Annotated in this window: 15 protein-coding genes; 11 read left to right on the top strand and 4 right to left on the bottom strand. The window is 69.5% G+C overall.

Annotation, left to right across the window (positions count from 1 at the left end; all coding sequences use genetic code 11):
• Positions 1–38: 38 nt before the first annotated feature.
• From AC07NG_RS25535 to AC07NG_RS25525, 3 genes are all read right to left on the bottom strand, one after another.
• On the bottom strand, positions 39–2,450 hold the full coding sequence (locus AC07NG_RS25535; protein ID WP_494597187.1) for a glycoside hydrolase family 3 N-terminal domain-containing protein: 2,412 nt from the start codon (positions 2,448–2,450) through the stop codon (positions 39–41).
• A gap of 256 nt (positions 2,451–2,706) precedes the next feature.
• Positions 2,707–4,506: a DUF885 domain-containing protein gene (locus AC07NG_RS25530; RefSeq protein ID WP_494597185.1), complete on the bottom strand. Its 1,800-nt coding sequence runs from the start codon at positions 4,504–4,506 to the stop codon at positions 2,707–2,709.
• 89 nt (positions 4,507–4,595) lie between these two features.
• Entirely contained in the window at positions 4,596–6,518 is a 1,923-nt protein-coding gene (locus AC07NG_RS25525) for a M61 family metallopeptidase (RefSeq protein WP_494597183.1), read from the bottom strand.
• A 357-nt stretch (positions 6,519–6,875) separates the two neighbouring features.
• Here AC07NG_RS25525 and AC07NG_RS25520 point away from each other — a divergent pair, with 357 nt between their 5' ends.
• From AC07NG_RS25520 to AC07NG_RS25500, 5 genes are all read left to right on the top strand, one after another.
• Positions 6,876–7,505, top strand: coding sequence for a PepSY-associated TM helix domain-containing protein (locus AC07NG_RS25520; protein ID WP_110119314.1), 630 nt, complete (start codon positions 6,876–6,878; stop codon positions 7,503–7,505).
• A gap of 16 nt (positions 7,506–7,521) precedes the next feature.
• A complete protein-coding gene (locus tag AC07NG_RS25515) occupies positions 7,522–8,034 on the top strand; it encodes a DUF2271 domain-containing protein (RefSeq protein ID WP_487291874.1) in 513 nt (170 codons plus the stop codon).
• 14 nt (positions 8,035–8,048) lie between these two features.
• Entirely contained in the window at positions 8,049–9,023 is a 975-nt protein-coding gene (locus tag AC07NG_RS25510; RefSeq protein WP_494597180.1) for a DUF4198 domain-containing protein, read from the top strand.
• A gap of 165 nt (positions 9,024–9,188) precedes the next feature.
• Positions 9,189–10,193 (top strand): FAD:protein FMN transferase, encoded by a 1,005-nt coding sequence (locus tag AC07NG_RS25505; protein WP_494597178.1) that lies wholly within the window; start codon positions 9,189–9,191, stop codon positions 10,191–10,193.
• Positions 10,190–11,740 carry a flavodoxin domain-containing protein gene (locus tag AC07NG_RS25500; RefSeq protein WP_494597176.1) on the top strand — a complete coding sequence of 517 codons (1,551 nt, stop codon included), beginning with the start codon at positions 10,190–10,192 and terminating at the stop codon, positions 11,738–11,740. The genes AC07NG_RS25505 and AC07NG_RS25500 overlap by 4 nt, the downstream gene beginning before the upstream one ends.
• Positions 11,741–11,744: 4 nt before the next feature.
• On the opposite strand, the gene mobA is transcribed toward AC07NG_RS25500, so the two are convergent.
• Entirely contained in the window at positions 11,745–12,269 is a 525-nt protein-coding gene (gene mobA, locus AC07NG_RS25495) for a molybdenum cofactor guanylyltransferase (protein ID WP_494597174.1), read from the bottom strand.
• 102 nt (positions 12,270–12,371) lie between these two features.
• Between mobA and xylR the strand changes: the two genes are divergently transcribed.
• The 6 genes from xylR to AC07NG_RS25465 all read left to right on the top strand — a co-directional run bounded on the left by xylR (position 12,372) and on the right by AC07NG_RS25465 (position 20,189).
• Positions 12,372–13,427, top strand: a complete 1,056-nt coding sequence (gene xylR / locus AC07NG_RS25490) for a transcriptional regulatory XylR (protein WP_487292590.1) — start codon at positions 12,372–12,374, stop codon at positions 13,425–13,427.
• 321 nt (positions 13,428–13,748) lie between these two features.
• Entirely contained in the window at positions 13,749–14,903 is a 1,155-nt protein-coding gene (locus tag AC07NG_RS25485) for a fumarylacetoacetate hydrolase family protein (protein WP_494597171.1), read from the top strand.
• A 30-nt stretch (positions 14,904–14,933) separates the two neighbouring features.
• Positions 14,934–15,680 (top strand): D-xylose 1-dehydrogenase, encoded by a 747-nt coding sequence (xylB, locus tag AC07NG_RS25480; protein WP_494597169.1) that lies wholly within the window; start codon positions 14,934–14,936, stop codon positions 15,678–15,680.
• Positions 15,681–15,823: 143 nt separating this feature from the next.
• Entirely contained in the window at positions 15,824–16,693 is an 870-nt protein-coding gene (locus AC07NG_RS25475) for an SMP-30/gluconolactonase/LRE family protein (protein ID WP_494597167.1), read from the top strand.
• Positions 16,680–18,461, top strand: a complete 1,782-nt coding sequence (gene xylD, locus AC07NG_RS25470) for a xylonate dehydratase XylD (protein WP_494597165.1) — start codon at positions 16,680–16,682, stop codon at positions 18,459–18,461. The genes AC07NG_RS25475 and xylD overlap by 14 nt, the downstream gene beginning before the upstream one ends.
• A gap of 162 nt (positions 18,462–18,623) precedes the next feature.
• The gene (locus tag AC07NG_RS25465; protein ID WP_494597163.1) at positions 18,624–20,189 is read left to right on the top strand and encodes a GH39 family glycosyl hydrolase; all 1,566 of its coding nucleotides are present in this window, start codon (positions 18,624–18,626) and stop codon (positions 20,187–20,189) included.
• The last annotated feature ends 76 nt before the right edge of the window (positions 20,190–20,265 follow it).

Here is a 20,265-nt window from a genome sequence, read left to right as displayed (position 1 = left end):
CTCCGCGACAGCTCCCCCAGAGGGGGAGCATCTATTGCCTAAACCACCGTCAGCTTCGTCGCCTTCAGGTCCACCGAGTTCGGCCCCACGAGGATCGAGAAATCCCCCGGCTCGACCACCCGCTTCATCGCCAGGTTCCACATCCACAGATCCGACGGCCCCACCTCGAAGGTCACCGTCTTCTTCTCGCCCGGCGCCAGGGTCACGCGCCTGAAGTGCTTCAGTTCCAGCACCGGACGGGTCACCGAGGCGGCCTCGTCGTGGACGTAGAGCTGCACCACCTCGTCGCCGGCGACCTTGCCGGTGTTGGTCACGTCCACCGACACCGTCGTGCTCTCGCCCTGGCCGATGCTGGCCTTGGAGAGGCGCGGGGCAGCGATGTCGAAGCTCGTGTAGGACAGCCCGAAACCGAACGGATAGAGCGGGCTGGTCTCGCGGTCGAACAGGTAGCCGCGCCGGGCCGTGGGCTTGCGGTTGTAGTAGATCGGCAACTGGCCGACGTCGCGGGCGATGCTGACCGGCAGCTTGCCGCCCGGATTGGCCCGGCCGAACAGCACGTCGGCGGCGGCGTTGCCGGTCTCCTGGCCCAGGTACCAGCCCTCGACCAGGGCGTCGGCCTTCTGCGCCAGGAGGTTCACCGACAGCGGCCGGCCGTTGAGCAGGAACACCACGGTCGGCTTGCCCAGGGCGAAGATCGCCTGGGCCAGATCGTTCTGCTGGCCGACGAGATCCAGGCTGTCGCGGTCGCCCAGGTGATGGTCGGCCCAGGCCTCGCGGCTGGTCTGCTCGTTGTCGCCCAGCACGAGGACGACGACGTCGGCCTTCTTGGCCACTTCGACGGCTTCGGCGATCAGCCTGGCGTTCACGGCCGGATCGACCAGCTTGACCTCGTCGGCGGCCCAGACGCGCTTTTCGGTGATCCGCACGGCCTCGGCGTAGTCGAGGGCGAAGCCCTGGGCCTTGGCCTCGGCCGTCAGGCCCTCCAGCACCGAGACCACGTGGCGCGGTTCGTCGGAATAGCCGCCGATCGGGGTGTCCTTGGCGTGCGTGCCCAGCAGGGCCAGGCGCTTGATCTTCTTGCCGTCGAGCGGCAGCAGGCCCTTGTCGTTCTTCAGCAGCACCACCGCCTTGCGGGCGGCTTCGCGGGCCAGGGCGACGGCCTGCGGCGTCGCGGTCTTGGCGTCAGCCGTCTTTTCGTCCGCATACGGATTTTCGAAGAAGCCGCCCTCGAACTTGATCCGCAGCACCCGCGCCACGGCCGCGTCGACCTCGGCTTCGGGGATACGGCCGGCCCGCACCAGCTGCGGCAGCAGGACATAGGCCTCGCCGTCCGGCAGCTCGACGTCGACGCCGGCGTGCATGGCCATCACCGCCGTGTCGGCGACCTGGTCGGTCAGCTTGTGGCGGCTGATCAGTTCCTTGATGGCGAAATAGTCGCTCTGCACCGAGCCCTGATAGCCCCACTCGCCGCGCAGCACGTCGGTCAGCAGCCAGCGGTTGGCGTGCGAGGGCACGCCGTCGATCTCGTTGTAGCTGGGCATGACCGAGCGGACGGGAAGCTCCTTCACCGCCCGTTCGAACGGCGGGAAGAAGTTCTCGCGCAAGGTCCGCTCGGCGATCTGGGCCGGGCCGACATTGGTGCCGTTCTCGGGCTGGCCGTGACCGGTCATGTGCTTGAGGGTGACGAACACCTTGTCGGGGGCCAGCGGCAGGGTCTTGCCCTGGAAGCCGCGGATGGCGGCCAGGCCCATCTCGGCGCAGACGTGCGGATCCTCGCCATAGGTCTCCTCGATGCGGCCCCAGCGCGGGTCGCGAGCCACATCCACGACGGGCGCGAGCGCGATGTTGGAGCCGCGGGCGCGCATCTCCTTGGCGGCGGTCGAGAACACCTTCTCCACCAGCTCGGGATCGAAGGTCGAGGCCAGGGCGATGGCCTGCGGGAAGCTGGTCGCATCGCGAGCGACATAGCCGTGCAGGGCCTCGTCGTGCATCAGCATCGGGATGCCCAGGCGGGTCTTCTCCACCGCCCACTTCTGGGCGGCGTTGGTGTAGCGGGCGGTCTGTGGCGCGTTGCGGCCGACCGAGCCGTCGTCGGCCCCGGCGGCGGCGTTGACCTCCTTCGTGGGCTTCAGACCCTTGCGGTCGGTCGGACGCGAGATCTGGCCCAGGCCGTTGGGGAAGTTCTTCGACGCGGTCTCGGGCGAGAAGTCGCCTTCCGGCGTCTGGATCGCGGCCTTGGTCAGCCAGATGCCAATCAGCTGGGCGGCCTTCTCCTCCAGGGTCATGCGCCCCAGCAGGTCCTTGACCCGCGCCTCGACCGGCTGGGCGGGGTCCTTGTAGAGCGGCTTGTCGCCTACAGCCTTAGGCGCGGCGCGGACCACCGGGGCCATGGCGGCGCCGAGAGCCGCCAGGCTGACGCCCAGCGTGCGGCGGGTAAGGGTGGTGGTCATCCTTGCGTTTCCCCAGCATTTCGTCACGGCGGCTTCGCGCCGTCTTGCCTGACACTATGGGAGAGCTTGTCAGACCACTCAAGCCCAAATGTTACCGGTCACTTTCGTTTGCCCCTCTCCTTGAGGGAGAGGGAGGGGCCCGCGCCGTCAGGCGTGGGAGGGTGAGGGGTTTAGACGGCCGACGGCGTCCCCCCCCTCACCTCCCCGCCGCAAGCGGCGGGTCCCCTCCTCTCCCCATGGGAGAGGCGTCTTTCCGTCACCCCGACCAGGCGTCCACCACCCCCTCCAGCACGGTCAGCGGCGTCGGCCCCACGAGCAGCGCCGTATCGTGGTAGCGGCGGATGTCGAACCTGGCGCCGAGGCGGGCCTTGGTCCGCTCGCGCAGGGCCGCCCAGACGGTGTGGCCGACCTTGTAGGAGCAGGCCTGGGCGGGGTTGGCGCAGTAGCGCTCGACTTCGCGGGTGATGCGGCCTTCGTCGTCGCCGCCGGTCTCGACCATGTAGGCAATGGCCTTCTCGCGACTCCAGCCCTTGGCGTGGATGCCGGTGTCGACCACGCAGCGCGAGGCCCGGAAGAGGCGCGCCTGGTACATGCCCAAGAGGCCCAGGTCGTCGTTCTCGTAGAGGCCCATCTCCATGGCCACCTGCTCGGCGTAGAGCGCCCAGCCCTCGGTGTTGGCCGAGAAGAACATGTTCTGTCGCAGCTTCGGCAGGCTGCCCTCGGCGGTCAAAGCGAGCTGGAAGTGATGGCCCGGCGCGGCCTCGTGATAGGTCAGGGTCGGCAGGGCGTAGCGAGGGCGCTCGGCCGTGTCGCGCAGGTTGATGTAGAAGGCCCCGGGCCGCGAGCCGTCCAGCGGCGGGCGCTCGTAATAGCCGCCCGACGAGCCGGCCTCGGTGTAGGGCGGGATGCGGCGCACCTCGACCGGGATCTTCGGGGTGATCCCGAACCATTGCGGCAGCTTGGGCTGCATCTCTGCAATCAGGCGATTGCAGTAGGCCAGGATCTGGGCGCGGCCTTCGTCGGTGTTGGGATAGGCCTCGCCCGGCAGGTCCTTCAGCGCCGCCATGCGCTGGCCGACGCTGCCTTGCGTGAAGCCGCGCTTCTTCAGGATCTCGTCCATTCGCGCCTGGATCTGCGCGCCCTCCTCCAGGCCCAGGCGGTGGACCTCGTCGGGGGTCTTTTCGGTCGTCGTATAGATGCGCAGGAGGGCCGCATAGAAGGCTTCGCCGTCCTTGAAGCGGCTCATGCCGGCGTCGTGCACCGCCTTGGCGCGGACGGCGGTCAGGGTCTCGATCTGGCGGTCCAGGGCCGGGTGGATCTGGCTCGCCAGCAGGGCGGCGGCCTTGGCGTCGTAGTCGCCATAGGCCTTGGCGCGGCGGGCCAGCGAGGCGACCAGCACGTTCTTTTCCAGCGGCAGGGCGCGAAATTGCTTCAACTGGCCGATGGCCTTGTCGAGGATGAAGTCCGACGGGATCACGCCCTTGGCCGCATCCGCGCGCACCCGCTCGCTCTCCTGGTCGAGAACGGCGGCGAAGCCGGCCATGCGCTGCAGGTAGCTGTCGGCGTCGGCCGCCGAGGCCACCGCGTGCTTGCTGTCGAGGAAGCTCGGCACCGACGAATAGCCGCCGTAGAACTGGGTCACCACGAACGGCCGCGACACCGCCCCGTAGTCGAAGCCCGAGGCCTTGTCGCGCGCGCCGTAATAGTAGGCGGCGGTGTCGTAGTTGACGGCGTCGTCGCCGGAGAGCGCCTTGCGGTCGATCGCCTTGAGGCGCTTGAGCCGGGCGGCCGGTTCCTTGCGCTCCTTGATCCAGGCGGCGATCGAGCGATCGCCCAGCTTCGTGCGCGCGCCGGCGTGGGCTCCGGTGTCGAGGCCCAGATTGGTCGCCTGCTCGGGGCTCTCGCTCAGGTCCTCGTCGAAGAAGGCGTCGAACAGGGCGTAGAGCTTGCCGCGCTCGTCCTTCGGGGCGGCCATGGCCGGCAGAGCCGTGGAGACGGCGGCGGCGGTCGCGCCGGCCAGCATCTGACGGCGATCGAACTTGGTGGAATCGGACATGGGCACTTCCAGGACAGGCGCGGCCACGCGTCTTGGAAGCAAAGCCGTCCGGCGCCTCGCGGCCCCGGGCGCCGGACGGCTCTATGGGCTTACTTGCGGGCGGCCAGGATGTCGTCCAGGCGCGCCGGGGTGCCGGCCACGCGCTCCAGGCGCGGGTAGCGCAGGCCGCCGGTGTAGTCGAGCTTCACGGTGCGGTAGCGCGAGCCTTCCTTGACCAGCAGCTCGACCGGCTCGCCCTTGGCCGTGGCCTTGACGGCGGCCTTCAGCTTGTCGGCGTCATAGGCCTCGCCGTTGACGGCCACCAGGGTCAGGCCCTGGGTCAGGCCGGCCTTGAAGGCCGGACCATCCCACTGCACGTCGCTGAGCACGCCGTCCGAACCCACGGTCAGGCCGATCGAATAGGCCAGGTTGGTGACCTTGCCGCGCGTCTCGGAGACCTTGAAATAGTCGGTCGGCGCATCGGTATAGACCAGCTTGTAGCCGCCGCGCGTCAGGCCATCGAGCGGGGCCTTGGGGTTCACGCCCTCGATGCGGTCCTTCAGGAAGGTCGACCAGTCGTAGGCCACCACGCCGTTCAGCGCCGCCACCACGTCGTCGAAGGTGTAGGTGTGCGAGACGTACGAGCCGTCGGCCACGCCGAAGAAGGCCTTGGCGAAGTCGTCGAGCGACTTCTTGCCGCCGGTCTTCTCGCGGATCAGCGTGTCGGCGTCGAGCCAGACCAGCTGGCCTTCCGAATAGTAGTCCTCGCTGCGCTGGTAGGAGAGCCAGGATAGCGGCTTGCGGTTGGCGATGATCGGGTCGTTGGTGGTGTCCTGCACCGGCCGCCAGTCACGGCCGCGACGGCTGTCATAGGCGGCGGCCGTCATGGCGATGGCGTCCAGCGTCTGCTCCTTGTTGAGCAGGCCCGAGCGCGACGACAGCACGTAGCCCCAGTACTGGGTCTGGCCCTCATAGACCCACATCAGGCTGTCGCGCATCGGGGTGTTGAGGGTCGGGGTCCACAGGTCGGCCCCGCGGCGGAACTTGCCGTTCCACGAGTGGGTGTATTCGTGGGCCAGCAGGTCGCGGCCGACATAGGCCTTGTCCCAGTCGGTGAAGTACTTGGGCGCGACGCGGTTCTCGCTCGACTGGTGGTGCTCCAGGCCGATGCCGCCCAGCTGGTCGGACAGCGCCACCAGGAAGTCGTAGTGGTCGTAGTGGTGCGAGCCGTAGAGCTTGTAGGCCTGCTGGACCAGGTTCTTGTGGATCTGGATCTGCTCGGGCTTGAACTCCAGGAGCTCGGGCTTGTCGGCGATCATGTTCAGGCGCACCGGGACCTTGGCGCCCGGATCCAGGTCGACCGACTTGAAGTAGCGGCCGGCGAACATCGGCGAGTCGACCAGGGTCTCGACCGTGGTCGGCTTGAAGGCGGTGACCTGGCCCTCGGTCTTGGCGACCTCGAGGGCCGAGGCGAACTGGAAGCCTTCCGGCAGCTTGACGGTCGGCTCGACGGCGATGCGGCGGGTGAAGTGGCCGGCCGGGTACATGGTCATCTGCAGCCACTGCAGGTTCAGCATGTCCGGGGTCATGACCATGCGGCCGACCTTGGTCTCGACCGGCGACAGGAACTTGTAGGCGATGTTCAGCTCGGTGACGCCGGCCGGCACGTCGATGTGGAAGGCGTTGACCTCGACCACGTCACGCTTCCAGGGGATCACCTGGCCATTGGCGGTGATCACCAGGCCCGCCAGCTTGTCGATGTCGTTGCGCGGCGAGTGGCCGCCCGGCACCCACTCCGGATAATAGAGGGTCAGCGGGCCGGGCTTTGCGACCGGCAGGGTCAGCCTGATGTCGAAGATCTTGCGCTCAAGATCGGTGGCGTCGACGTAGAGCTTCAGCACCCCCGGATAGGCCACGTCCTGCGGGGCGACGATCGGCGGGGTCGGCGGGGCCGGCTGGGGCAGGTAGTCCTGGGCGAGCGCGGCGCCGCCCACGAGCGACAGAAGCGAAACCGAGAAGAAAAGCGCTTTCACGAAACGACCCCAATGCAGCCCGCGAAGTCCCCTCGCGGCAGGAAGCCTGGATGTTTCTTTTGTTGAGCCCCGCTTGTCGAGGCCAAGTTGGCCGCACGCTGTTATAATATAGCCCCAAACTGATCCCGGCCCGGGCGACGGCGCAAGGCGCCTGTTTCGTCGAGCGGGATGCGCCTTTCCGCAGCAGGATCGACGGCCCCGCATGCAGAGTTCCGCACCGCCTGCTTTCCGACCGTACGCAGAACCGATCACGGGCGCTTTGTTTCCAAGCGGCGCTGGAGCGATATCGGGTCTTGTAATTGCAAGTCGCTCTCAAGTATGGACGGCGACACCAAAGCTCGTCCGCCCTGGAATCCCGTGAAAGCCGCCGCCGAACAGAACCGCCGCTCCTTCTGGCTGAAGCAGTTGCACCAGTGGCACTGGATCAGCGCGGCGCTCAGCCTGGTGGGCATGCTGCTGTTCGCGATCACCGGCTTCACCCTCAACCACGCCGGCCAGATCGAGGCCGAGCCCAAGGTGGTCACCCGCAAGGCCACCCTGCCCGCCGACCTGCTGGCCGAGCTGGCCAAGGGGCCGGTGGAGGGCAAGCGCCCGCTGCCGATCAAGGTCGAGACCTGGCTCGACAAAGCCGTCGACGCCGACATCGCCCGCCGCGTGGGCGAATGGTCCGACGCCGAGGTCTATCTGGCCCTGGCCCGTCCCGGCGGCGACGCCTGGATCGCCATCGACCGCGAGACTGGCGCCGTCGAGCACGAAAAGACCACCCGCGGCGCGGTCAGCCTGCTCAACGACCTGCACAAGGGCCGCAACGCCGGCAAGGCCTGGGGCTGGTTCATCGACATCTTCGCCGGCGCCTGCGTGATCTTCACGGTCACCGGCCTGATCCTGCTGCAATTCCACGCCCGCGGGCGGCCGATGACCTGGCCGCTGACCGCCGCCGGGCTGGCCATACCGCTTCTCCTCGTGATCCTGTTCGTCCACCTCTAGAGAAAGGCCGCCTTCCGTGAAGCGCACCGTCTCCCTGCTGACCTTCGCCGGCGCCGCCGTCGGCGCTCCGGCGATGGCCGCCGACCTCAACGTCACCGTCGAGATTCCGCGCCTGACCGTGGCCGAGTACCACAAGCCCTACGTCGCCATCTGGGTCGAAGGCCCCGACGCCGGCGCCGCCGCGACCCTGGCCGTCTGGTACGACGCCGACTCCCGCGAGGACAAAGGCCAGAAGTGGCTGAAGGACATGCGCCAGTGGTGGCGCAAGGCCGGCCGCGCCATGAGCTTCCCGGCCGACGGCATCACCAGCGCCACCCGCGCCCCCGGCCCGCAGAAGCTGGTCTTCAGCGGCGCCAAGAGCGAGCTCTCCAAGCTGAAGCCGGGCGAATACACGCTGGTGGTCGAGGCCGCCCGCGAAGTCGGCGGCCACGAGGCCGTCCGCGTCCCGTTCACCTGGGGCAAGCCCGGCAAGACCGCCACCGCCAAGGGGACCGCCGAACTCGGCGCCGTCTCGGTCACCGTCAAGTAAGAGGGGATAACGCCATGAACATCCGCAAGCGCCTCCTGGCCCTCACCGCCGTCACGGCGGCCCTGGCCGCCCTGCCTCTCGCCGCCAACGCCCACCGCGGCTGGATCGTGCCCTCCGCCACCGTCCTGTCGGGCGACGGCGCCTGGGTGACGGTCGACGCGGCCGTCTCGAACGAGCTGTTCTACCCCGACCACCGCCCGATGCGCCTGGACGCCGTGGTCATCACCACGCCGGACGGCACGACCGAACCGCTGAAGAACGGCTCGACCGGCCAGTACCGCTCGGTGTTCGACGTCGAACTGGCCAAGCCCGGCACCTACCGGATCGGCACCGCCTCGGCCAACATCGTGGCCAGCTGGACCGAGAACGGCCAGGTCAAGCGCTTCCGCGGCACGCCCGAAGAGTTCGCCGCCCAGGTTCCGGCCGGCGCCGCCGACCTGAAGACCATCAAGAGTTTCAGCCGCAACGAGACCTTCGTCACCCGCGGCGCGCCGACGGCTGTGAAGCCGACCGGCAAGGGCCTGGAGCTGGTGTCCGTCACCCACCCCAACGACGTGGTGGCCGGTGAAGCCGCGACCTTCAAGTTCGTGATCGACGGCAAGCCCGCCGCCGACCTGGAAGTGACGATCGTGCCGGGTAACTCGCGCTATCGCGCCAACTCGGGCGAGATCAAGGTCAAGACCGGCCCCGACGGCGCGGTGAAGTTCACCCTGCCGGAAGCCGGCATGTACTGGCTGAACGCCAGCGTCCGCACCGGCGAGACCGGTCGCGGCGGCGGCATGGGCGGCCCGGGCGGCGGCGCTCCGGGCGGCCAAGGCGGCCCCGGTGGTCCCGGTGGTCAGGGCGGCCCGCAAGGCGGTCCTCCCGGTGGTGCGCCCCAAGGCGGCCCGGGTGGTCCGGGCGGCCCCGGCGGCGGCCAGACCGGCCCGCTGGCCGGCAACGGCTTCAGCGCCAGCTACACCGCGACGTTCGAAGCCCAGCGTCCGTAGCGCCTGACCTGCTCCTCCCCCGCTCGCGGGGGAGGGGGACCACGAAGTGGTGGAGGGGGCGGCGGCGCGCACCGCGCCTGAACTCGCCCCCTCCGTCACGCTGCGTATCCGCAGCGCGCCACCTCCCCCGCTTCGCGAGGGAGGAGCTTGGACACCGCCTCCCCCATGACCCGCGTCCTCGTCCCCCTGATCTCCGAACCGCCGGCCCGGCCGGTGGGCGGGGTCGTGCGCGGGTTCGACGGGGCGACCATGGGCACGACCTGGTCGGTCAAGGCCGTGCTGCCGGCCACCACCGATCTCGCGGCCATGACCGCCATGGTCCAGCGCGCCCTCGACCAGGTGGTCGCGCAGATGAGCGCCTGGGACCCGATGTCGGCGCTCTCGCGCTTCAACCGCTCGGCCGCCGGAACCTGGACCGCCCTGCCTCCCGGCTTCGCGACCGTGCTGCGCCGCGCGATCGAGGTCGCCGCCGACAGCGACGGCGCCTTCGACCCGACCCTGGGCGCGGTCACCGACCTCTGGGGCTTCGGCCCCCGCCCCTTCTCGGGCGAGCCGCCCAGCGCCGACGCCCTCGACGCCGCCCGCGCCCCTATGGGCTGGCGCCGCGTGACGCTGGATGGCGACGCGCTGTTTCAGCCGGGCGGGCTTCACATCGACCTCAACGGCATCGCCAAGGGCTTCGGCGTCGACGAGGCCGCCCGCGCGCTCGAACGCTCGGGCGTGCGCTCCTACTTGGTCGAGGTCGGCGGAGAGCTGCGCGGCACGGGCGCCAAGCCCGACGGCCAGCCCTGGTGGGTCGAGCTGGAGCGCCCGCCGGTCGCCAGCGCCAACGACGAGGCCGCCCCGCGCACGGTGCTGGCCCTGCACGGCCTGTCGGTGGCGACCTCGGGCGACTACCGCCGGTTCTTCGACCATGCCGGCAAGCGCTACGCCCACACCCTGGACCCCGCGTCGGGCGCGCCGTGCGACGCCGGGGTGGTCAGCGTCACCGTGCTGCATCCCGAGTGCATGACCGCCGACGCCCTGGCCACCGCCCTGACCGTGATGGGTCCGGACGCCGCCATGGCCTTCGCCACCGCGCGCGACCTGCCGGCCCTGATCGTCACGCGCGGCCCCAATGGCCTGTCCGAGCGCCTGTCGCCGGCCCTGCAGGCGATGCTCGACGAATGACCGATCTGCTTTCCAGCCTGCCACCGGGCTCGCGCCGCCTGGTCCTGGCCGCGATCGTCGTCGGCCTCTACCTGCTGCTGTGCGCCGGGATCGCCCTGAAGGTCGCGCTGCGCAAGGCCAAGGCCCGCCGCGAGGAAAAGGCCCTGGCCGCCGGCGCCGGCGAGCCGGTGCTCGTGGCCTTCGCCAGCCAGACCGGTTTCGCCGAGGAACTGGCCCTGGCCACCGCGAAAGCCCTGCAAGCCGCAAGCGTGCCGGTGCGCCTGCGCGAACTGGCCGCCGTCGAGCCGGCCGACCTGACCGGCCGCGCCCTCTTCATCGTCAGCACCACCGGCGAAGGCGACGCCCCCGACAACGCCCGCCGCTTCATTCGCGACGTCATGGCCACCGAGCCGGACCTGTCGGGCCTGACCTACGCCGTGCTGGCCCTGGGCGACAGCAGCTACGCCCACTACTGCGCCTTCGGTCACAGCCTGGACGCCTGGCTGGCCCGCAACGGCGGCGCGCGCCTGTTCGACACGGTCGAGGTCGACGACGGCGAGGCCGCCGCCCTGCGCCACTGGCAGTCGCAGCTTTCGGTGCTGACCGGCTCGACCGATGCTCCCGACTGGAGCCGCCCGGCCTATGGCCGCTGGAAACTGGCCGATCGCCGCCTGCTCAATCCCGGCTCGGCCGGCGAAGGCGCCTTCCATGTGCGCCTGGAACCGCTGGACGGCGACGTCGCCTGGCAGGCCGGCGACATCGTCGAGATCGGCCCCCGCAACGCACCGGCCGACGTGGCCGACCTGCTATCGCGCCTGTCGCTTTCCGCTGACGCACCGGTGAAGGCCGACGAGGCCCAGGCGCTGGGCGAGGTCCTGTCCTGGCGGCGGCTGCCGCACGAGGAGGCGGCCATCAAGGCGCTGGCCGGCGCCGCGCCCCAGGCCCTGGTCGACGCCCTGCCCGCCCTGCCCCACCGCGAATATTCGATCGCCTCGCTGCCGGCTGATGGCGGGGTCGAGCTGGTCGTGCGCCTGATGCGTCGCGCCGACGGCAAGCCGGGCCTGGGCTCGGGCTGGCTGGTCGAGCATGCGAGCGTCGGCGCCGAGATCGCCGGCCGCGTGCGCTCCAACCGCAGCTTCCACGCCCCGGCCGACGACCGGCCGATGATCCTGATCGGCGCCGGCACGGGCCTGGCTGGTCTGCGCAGCCACCTGAAGGCCCGCGCGGCGCTGGGCCGCAAGCGCAATTGGCTGGTGTTCGGCGAGCGCTCGGCCGCACACGACTTCTTCCACCGGGAAGAGATCGAGGCCTGGGTCGCCTCGGGCGTGCTGGCGCGGCTGGATCTCGCCTTCTCCCGCGACCAGGCCGAGAAGGTCTATGTGCAGCACCGCCTGCGGACGATGGCCGACGAGGTCCGGGCCTGGGTGGCGCGGGGCGCGGCGATCTATGTCTGCGGCTCGCTGGAAGGCATGTCGCGCGAGGTGCATGCCGCCCTGGCCGAGATCCTGGGCGCGGGCGCGCTGGAGGACCTGGCCGACCAGGGACGGTACCGGCGGGACGTCTACTGAAGGGCTACGGCTTCAGCCGCGCCCGCTCCTCCGGCGTATTGGCCCCAAGGATTCGCGCCCGCGCGCCCTCCGGACATTCCAAAACCACGAGCCCCGCCCGCTCCACCAGCCGCCGCAGCGGCCAGCCCGGCAGCGCCCCTGCCGGCACGGCCCCGAGCGGCAGCACCATCGGCACCGGTGAGACGTCGAAGGTCGCGCCCGCTTCCGTCGCCAGCAGAGGCGCCAGGTCTTCCACGGTCAGGGTCGGGGCATCGACCGCGAGCACCAGAGCCCGCGAACAGCCCCGCGCCCGCAGCGCCTCGGCGCCGGCCAGCACCCCGCCAACGGGACCGGCCCCCTCCTCCGGATCGGGAACCCAGTCCAGCCCGTAGTCGCGTCCGGCGGTCAGCACCACGCTCGCCCCCGCCGCCCGGGCCAGGGCCGCGACGCGGTCGATGGCGCGCACGCCGTCCCAGTCCAGCAAGGCCTTGTCCCGCCCCATCCGGACAGAGCCGCCGCCGCAGAGAATGATGGCGCCAAACGCAGTCATGACGCCCTCCTTACGCCCGCCCGGAGACCGCTACCAAGGCCGCGCTTCCCCATGGCGCGAGAAACGGTCTAGACTCGCCCAAAAGGGACGGACTTCTCAGTCATGAACGAACGCACCGAGCGCACGCGGCGCCGCAGCAGCCAGAGCGCCACGATCCGCGACGTCGCCGCGCGGGCCGGGGTGTCGCCCATGACCGTCTCGCGGGTCATCAACCGCGAATCCACCGTCAAGGAAGAGACCCGGGCCCTGGTCGAGGCGGCCATCGCCGAACTCAACTACGCTCCCAACCCGGCCGCCCGCAGCCTGGCCGGCAGCGCGCCGTTCCGCATCGGCCTGCTCTACGACAACCCCTCGACCGGCTATCTGTCGGAGTTCCTGGTCGGGGCGCTGGACGAGAGCAGCCGCACCGGCTCGCAGATCGTCATCGAGAAATGCGCCGAGCCCGAACTGGCCGGCGCAACCCTGGCCCGTCTGCTGAAGACCGGCGTCGATGGCCTGATCCTGCCCCCGCCCCTGTGCGAATCCCAGACCGTGCTGGCCGAGGTGAAGGCCGCCGGCGCGGCCGCCGTGGCCGTCGCCCCCGGCATGGCCAGCAGCGACATGGCCACCATCCGCATCGACAACGAAGCCGCCGCCTTCGAGCTGACCCAGCACCTGCTGAGCCTGGGCCACAAGCGCTTCGGCTTCATCAAGGGCCACCCCAACCAGACGGTCAGCCAGCAGCGGATGGACGGCTTCATGACCGCCCTCAAGGCCGCCGGCATCCCGCAGGAGGACGTCCGCATCGAGCAGGGCTACTTCACCTATCGCTCGGGCCTGGAGGCGGCCGAGCGGCTGCTGAACGTCAAGGACCGGCCGACCGCCATCTTCGCCGCCAACGACGACATGGCCGCCGCCACCGCCGGCCTGGCTCACCGCCTGGGCCTGGACGTGCCGGGCGACGTCTCGATCGTCGGCTTCGACGACACCTCGATCGCCGCCAACATCTGGCCGGCCCTGACCACCGTCCACCAGCCCATCGCCGCCATGGCCCGCGCCGCCGTCGACCTGGTGCTGGAAGAGATCCGCCGCCACCGCGACGGCACGGGCGAGCCCCGGCAGCTGATGCATCCGCACACGCTGATCGTGCGGGACTCGGCGGGGCCTGCGCCGACCTAGAAACACCTCTCCCAGAGGGAGAGGGAGGGGCCCAGGCGATAGCCTGGGAGGGTGAGGGGTTACGCGGCCGGCCGCCCTTCCCCTCGCCAAAACCTCCAACGTCTTACCCCCTCACCCTCCCACGCCTGCGGCGCGGGCCCCTCCCTCTCCCCATGGGAGAGGTGGACTCAGTGCGGCGCGACCAGCGTCCGGCAGACGTGAGTTTTGAGTTGTCAGACAACTCCCTTGCGCCCCTCCACATGTTAGCGCTAACAAGTCGGGGAGTTACGAAGCGTAGCGGGCGTTCGCAAAGATCCGCTCGCGCGACAGGGAGAAAACGCGGTGGGCGTGACGCAATACCTTCCCGAGGACTGGCGGGAAGCGACCCTTCTGGGCCGCATCGATTTCGGCCAGGGCCCGACCCCCGTCCTGATCCGCGGCGGCCACGTCGAGGACATCAGCAAGATCGCCCCCACCGTCGCCGACCTGATGAACGCCTACGCCCCCGGCGACGCGATCCCGCGCGGCGAGGACAAGGGTCCGCTGGAAAAGCTCGACCTGCGCCCGGTCTGGGACGACCGTGAAGGCAACGCCGCCGCCAAGCTGCTGGCCCCCGTCGATCTGCAATGCCTGAAGGCCGCCGGCGTCACCTTCGCCGTCTCGACCCTGGAGCGGGTGATCGAGGAGCGCGCCCGCGGCGACGCCGCCGCCGCCCTGAAGATCCGCGAACAGCTGTCCGAGAGCATGGGCGGCGACCTGCGCAGCGTGAACCCGGGGTCCGAAGGCGCCGAGCGCCTGAAGCAGACCCTGATCAAGGACGGCCTGTGGTCGCAATACCTTGAGGTCGCCATCGGCCCCGACGCCGAGATCTTCACCAAGGGCCCGACGCTGTCGTCGATGGGCTGGGGCGACCAGGTCGGCGTCCGTTCCGACAGCCACTGGAACAACCCCGAGCCGGAAGTCGTGCTGCTGTGCGACGGTCAGGGCGAGATCCGCGGCGCGTCGCTGGGCAACGACGTCAACCTGCGCGACTTCGAAGGCCGCTCGGCCCTGCTGCTCAGCAAGGCCAAGGACAACAACGCCTCCTGCTCGATCGGCCCGTTCTTCCGCCTGTTCGACGCCTCGTTCTCGCTGGACGACGTGCGCAGCGCCGAGGTCGAGCTGAAGATCACCGGCCGCGACAACTTTGTGCTCGACGGCAAGTCGAACATGAGCCTGATCAGCCGCGACCCGGCCGTGCTGGCGAGCCAGGCCTACAGCCGGCAGCACCAGTATCCGGACGGCTTCGCCTTGTTCCTGGGCACCATGTTCGCCCCGATCCAGGACCGCGACACCGCCGGCCAGGGCTTCACCCATAAAGTCGGCGACCGCGTCCGCGTCTCGACCCCCAAGCTCGGCGTGCTCGAGAACGAGGTGACCACCTGCGACCAGGCCAAGCCCTGGACCTTCGGCATCTCGGCCCTGATCCGCAATCTGGCCGGCCGCGGCCTGCTGTGACCCTCGTTTCCTCTTTCCAGGCTTAAGCGCATGTCCTCCGCCATCTATCCCAGCCTCCAGGGCAAGCGCGTCGTCATCACCGGCGGCGGCTCCGGCATCGGCGCGGGCATCACCATCGCCTTCGCCCGCCAAGGCGCCGAAGTGATCTTCGTCGACATCGCCGTCGAGGATTCCGAGGCCCTGGTCGCTGACCTGGCCGACGCCCCGATCAAGCCGGCCTTCAAGGCCGTAGACCTGACCGACCTGGAGGCCGTGAAGGCCTTCTTCGCCGAAATCGGTCCCATCGACGTGCTGGTCAACAACGCCGGCAACGACGACCGTCACAGCCTGGCCGACGTGACCCCGGCCTACTGGGACAACCGCATGAACGTGAACCTGCGTCACATGCTGTTCTGCGCCCAGGCCGCGGCCCCGGGCATGAAGGCGCGCGGCGGCGGCGCGATCATCAATTTCGGCTCGATCAGCTGGCACCTGGGCCTGGAGGACCTGGTCCTCTACGAAACCGCCAAGGCCGGCATCGAGGGCATGACCCGCGCGCTCGCCCGTGAGCTTGGCCCCGACGACATCCGCGTCACCTGCGTGGTGCCGGGCAACGTCAAGACCAAGCGCCAGGAGAAGTGGTACACCCCGGAAGGCGAGGCCGAGATCGTCAAGGCCCAGGCCGTCAAGGGCCGGATCCTGCCGGCCAACGTCGCCTCGCTGGTGCTGTTCCTGGCCTCGGACGACGGCAGCCTGTGCACGGGCCACGAGTACTGGATCGACGCCGGCTGGCGATAAGATAGGTCGGCGACGACCCCCTCCGGCCCTCCGGGCCACCTCCCCCAGAGGGGGAGGATTTGAAGCGCTAGATGCTCCCCCTCTGGGGGAGCTGTCGCGGAGCGACTGAGGGGGTCTAGCGCCGTAGGAGGAGACGAAGCGCTATGACTGCCCCCACCTGCGTCTGGGACCTGAAGGCCACGCTCGGCGAAGGGCCGATCTGGCATGGCGACGCCGTCTGGTTCGTCGACATCAAGGGCCACCGGGTCCACCGCTACACCCCCGCCACCGGCGAGACCGCCAGCTGGGACGCCCCCGACCAGGTGACCTTCGTCGCCCCGCGCGTCGGCGGCGGCTTCGTGGCGGGCCTGAAGAGCGGCCTGCACCATTTCACGCCCGAGCTGGGCTTCACCTTCATTTCCGAGATCGAGGACGCCGGCCTCGACAACCGCCCCAACGACTCCACGGTCGACGCGGAAGGCCGCCTGTGGTTCGGCACCATGCACGACGGCGAAGAGGCCGACAGCGGCGCGCTCTACCGGCTCGAAGCCGACGGTTCGCTGACCCAGCACGACGCCGGCATCTGCATCACCAACGGCCCGGCGGTCTCGCCCGACGGCAAGACCTTCTATCACACCGACACCCTCGCAAAGGTGATCTGGGCCTTCGACGTCACGCCCGAAGGCGCGCTCTCCAACAAGCGCGAGTTCTTCCGCCTCGAGATCGAGAACGCCTGGCCCGACGGCTCGGTGGTCGACGCCGAGGGCTACGTCTGGACGGCCCTGTGGGGCGGTCAGGGCGCCCTGCGCATTACGCGGACCGGCGAGATCGAACGCCGGGTCCTGCTCGACGCCATCAACGTCACCAAGCCGTGCTTTGGCGGCCCCGACCTGAAGACCCTCTATTTCACCACGGCCCGCAAGGGCCTCAGCGACGAACAGCTGGCCGCGGCCCCGCTGTGCGGCGGCTTGTTCGCCCTGCCCGTCGACGTCGCCGGCCAGCCGCAATACGAGGTGCGCCTTGACCTCCGCTAATCGCACGCCCCGCCGGTTCCGCTCGCGCGACTGGTTCGACAATCCCGACCATATCGACATGACCGCGCTCTATCTGGAGCGGTTCATGAACTACGGGATCACCCCGGAAGAGCTGCGCAGCGGCAAGCCGATCATCGGCATCGCCCAGACCGGCAGCGACATCTCGCCGTGCAACCGCATCCATCTGGACCTGGTCACCCGCGTGCGCGACGGCATTCGCGACGCCGGCGGCATTCCGATGGAATTCCCGGTCCACCCGATCTTCGAGAACTGCCGTCGCCCGACGGCGGCCCTGGACCGGAACCTGTCGTACCTGGGCCTCGTCGAGACCCTGCACGGCTATCCGATCGACGCCGTGGTCCTGACCACCGGCTGCGACAAGACCACCCCGGCCGGCATCATGGCCGCCACCACGGTCAACATTCCGGCCATCGTGCTGTCCGGCGGACCGATGCTGGACGGCTGGCACGAGGGCGAACTGGTCGGGTCGGGCACGGTGATCTGGCGCTCGCGCCGCAAGCTGGCGGCCGGCGAGATCGACGAGGCCGAGTTCATCGAGCGCGCGGCGTCATCCGCCCCCTCGGCCGGCCACTGCAACACCATGGGCACGGCCTCGACCATGAACGCGGTCGCAGAAGCCCTGGGCCTGTCGCTGACCGGCTGCGCGGCGATCCCCGCCCCGTACCGCGAGCGCGGCCAGATGGCCTACAAGACCGGCCAGCGCATCGTCGACCTGGCCTATGAGGACATCAAGCCCAAGGACATCCTGACCAAGAAGGCCTTCGAGAACGCCATCGCCCTAGTGGCGGCGGCCGGCGGCTCGACCAACGCCCAGCCGCACATCGCCGCCATGGCGCGGCATGCGGGGCTCGAAGTCACCGCCGACGACTGGCGGGCGGCCTATGACATCCCGCTGATCGTCAACATGCAGCCGGCTGGCAAGTATCTGGGCGAGCGCTTCCACCGGGCCGGCGGCGCGCCGGCGGTGCTGTGGGAGCTGCTGCAGCAGGGCCGCCTGCACGGCGACGTCCTGACCGTCACCGGCAAGACCATGGCCGAGAACCTGCAGGGCCGCGAAACCGGCGACCGCGAGGTGATCTTCCCCTATGCCGAACCGTTGGCTGAAAAGGCGGGTTTCCTTGTTTTGCGCGGCAATCTGTTCGACTTCGCGATCATGAAGGCCAGCGTCATCGGCGCCGACTTCCGCGAGCGCTACCTGTCCAAGCCGGGCCAGGAAGGCGTGTTCGAGGCCCGGGCCATCGTCTTCGACGGCTCGGACGACTACCACGCCCGCATCAACGACCCGGCCCTGAACATCGACGAGAGCTGCATCCTGGTGATCCGGGGCGCGGGTCCGATCGGCTGGCCTGGCTCGGCCGAGGTGGTCAACATGCAGCCGCCCGATCACCTGCTGAAGAAGGGGATCATGAGCCTGCCGACCCTGGGCGACGGCCGCCAGTCGGGCACGGCCGACAGCCCCTCGATCCTCAACGCCTCGCCCGAAAGCGCGATCGGCGGCGGGCTGTCGTGGCTGCGGACGGGCGACGTGATCCGCATCGACATCAACACCGGCCGCTGCGACGCCCTGGTGGACGAGGCCGTGATCGCCGAGCGCCGCAAGGAGGGCATCCCCGCCGTGCCGGAGACCATGACCCCCTGGCAGGAGATCTACCGCGCCCACACCGGCCAGCTCGACACCGGCGGGGTGCTGGAATTCGCTGTGAAGTACCAGGACCTGGCGGCCAAGCTGCCCAGGCATAATCACTGAGCCAATAGACACCCCCAAAGCTCGTCATCCCGGCCGCAGCGAAGCGGAGAGCCGGGACCCAGGGGGAGCCGCAGTGCGCCGGCCCCTGGGTCCCGGATAAGCCCTTCGGGCTTTCCGGGATGACGACTTGAGGGGGAGCAAGCAGGAAGAGGAAACGAAGCCATGTTCTCGCGCCGCCGCCTGATGGCCGCCGCCGCCAGCCTGACAGCGCTGCCGGTCCTGCCCGCCTTCGCCGCCGACAAGCGCGTCATCGCGCTGGACGTCGCCAAGGCGACGAGCCCGGTCGACCGCTTCTTCGACCTCTCCATCGGCTCGGACTATCCCGGCACCCTGCTGCGCGACGACAGCCTGGCCCAGCTGAAGACGGCGTCCGACGAGCTGAAGTTCCGCTACATCCGCTTCCACGCCATCTTCCACGACGTGCTGGGCACCGTGAAGAAAGGTCCAGACGGGGCGATCACCTACGACTGGACGAAGATCGACCAGCTCTACGACCGCCTGCTGGCCATGGGCCTCAAGCCCTTCATCGAGCTTGGCTTCACGCCCGAGGCCATGAAGACCTCGGACCTGACGATCTTCTGGTGGAAGGGCAACACCTCGCACCCGCAGTTCGAGCCCTGGGCGCACCTGATCGACGCCTTCGTCAAGCACCTGCGCGGCCGCTACGGCGAAGCCGAGGTGCGCACCTGGTTCTTCGAGGTCTGGAACGAGCCCAATCTCGACGGCTTCTGGGAAAAGGCGGATCAGAAGGTCTATTTCGACCTCTACGCCCTGACCGCCAAGACCATCAAGGCGATCGACCCGACCTTGCGGGTCGGCGGCCCGTCGACGGCCGGCGCGGCCTGGGTTCCGGAATTCCTGGCCTACTGCAAGGCCAACGACGCGGCGGTCGACTTCGTCACCACACACACCTACGGCGTCGACGGCGGCTTCCTCGACGAGAACGGCAAGGACGACACCAAGCTGTCGCCCTCCCCCGACGCCATCATCGGCGACGTGCGCAAGGTGCGCCGCGAGATCGAGGCCTCGGCCTATCCGGGCCTGCCGCTCTACTTCACCGAATGGAGCACCAGCTACACGCCGCGCGATCCGGTGCACGACAGCTATCACAGCGCCGCCTACATCCTGGCCAAGCTGAAGGGCGTCAAGGGCGTGGTCCAGGGCATGAGCTACTGGACCTACAGCGACCTCTTCGAAGAGCCCGGCCCGCCGACCGCGCCGTTCCAGGGCGGGTTTGGCCTGATGAACCCGGAGGGGATTCGCAAGCCCTCGTGGTTCGCCTACAAGTACCTGGCGGCCCTGCGCGGCAAGGAAATTCCGTCTACGGACGATAGTGTTCTGGCCTCGGCGGACGGCGGCAAGGTCGCGGCCCTGGTCTGGGACTTCACCCAGCCGGTTCAGCCGACCAGCAACCGCTCGTTCTACACCAAGGTGCAACCGACGACCGACGCCCCGGCGGCGGCGCTCAGCGTCGCGGGCCTGAAACCCGGTCGCTACCGCCTGAAGGCCCAGCGCACCGGCTTCCGCGCCAACGACGCCTACACGGCCTATGTCGAGCTGGGCCTGCCGCAGAAGCTTTCGGCCGATCAGGTGGGCAAGCTCCAGGCCCTGACGACCGACAAGCCGGAGGTCGAGAAGACCATCACCGTCGGCAAGGACGGGGTGGCGACGATCGACTTCGCGATGCGCCGGAATGATCTGGTGCTGGTGACCCTGGAGCGGGCGTAGCGATCGGGCGGCATAGATGCTCCCCCTCTGGGGGAGCTGTCGGCAAAGCCGACTGAGGGGGCCGGCGCCGCACTTT

This window comes from Caulobacter sp. GW821-FHT10C03, assembly GCF_059415485.1.
This window is presented reverse-complemented; position numbering and strand designations above follow the sequence as displayed.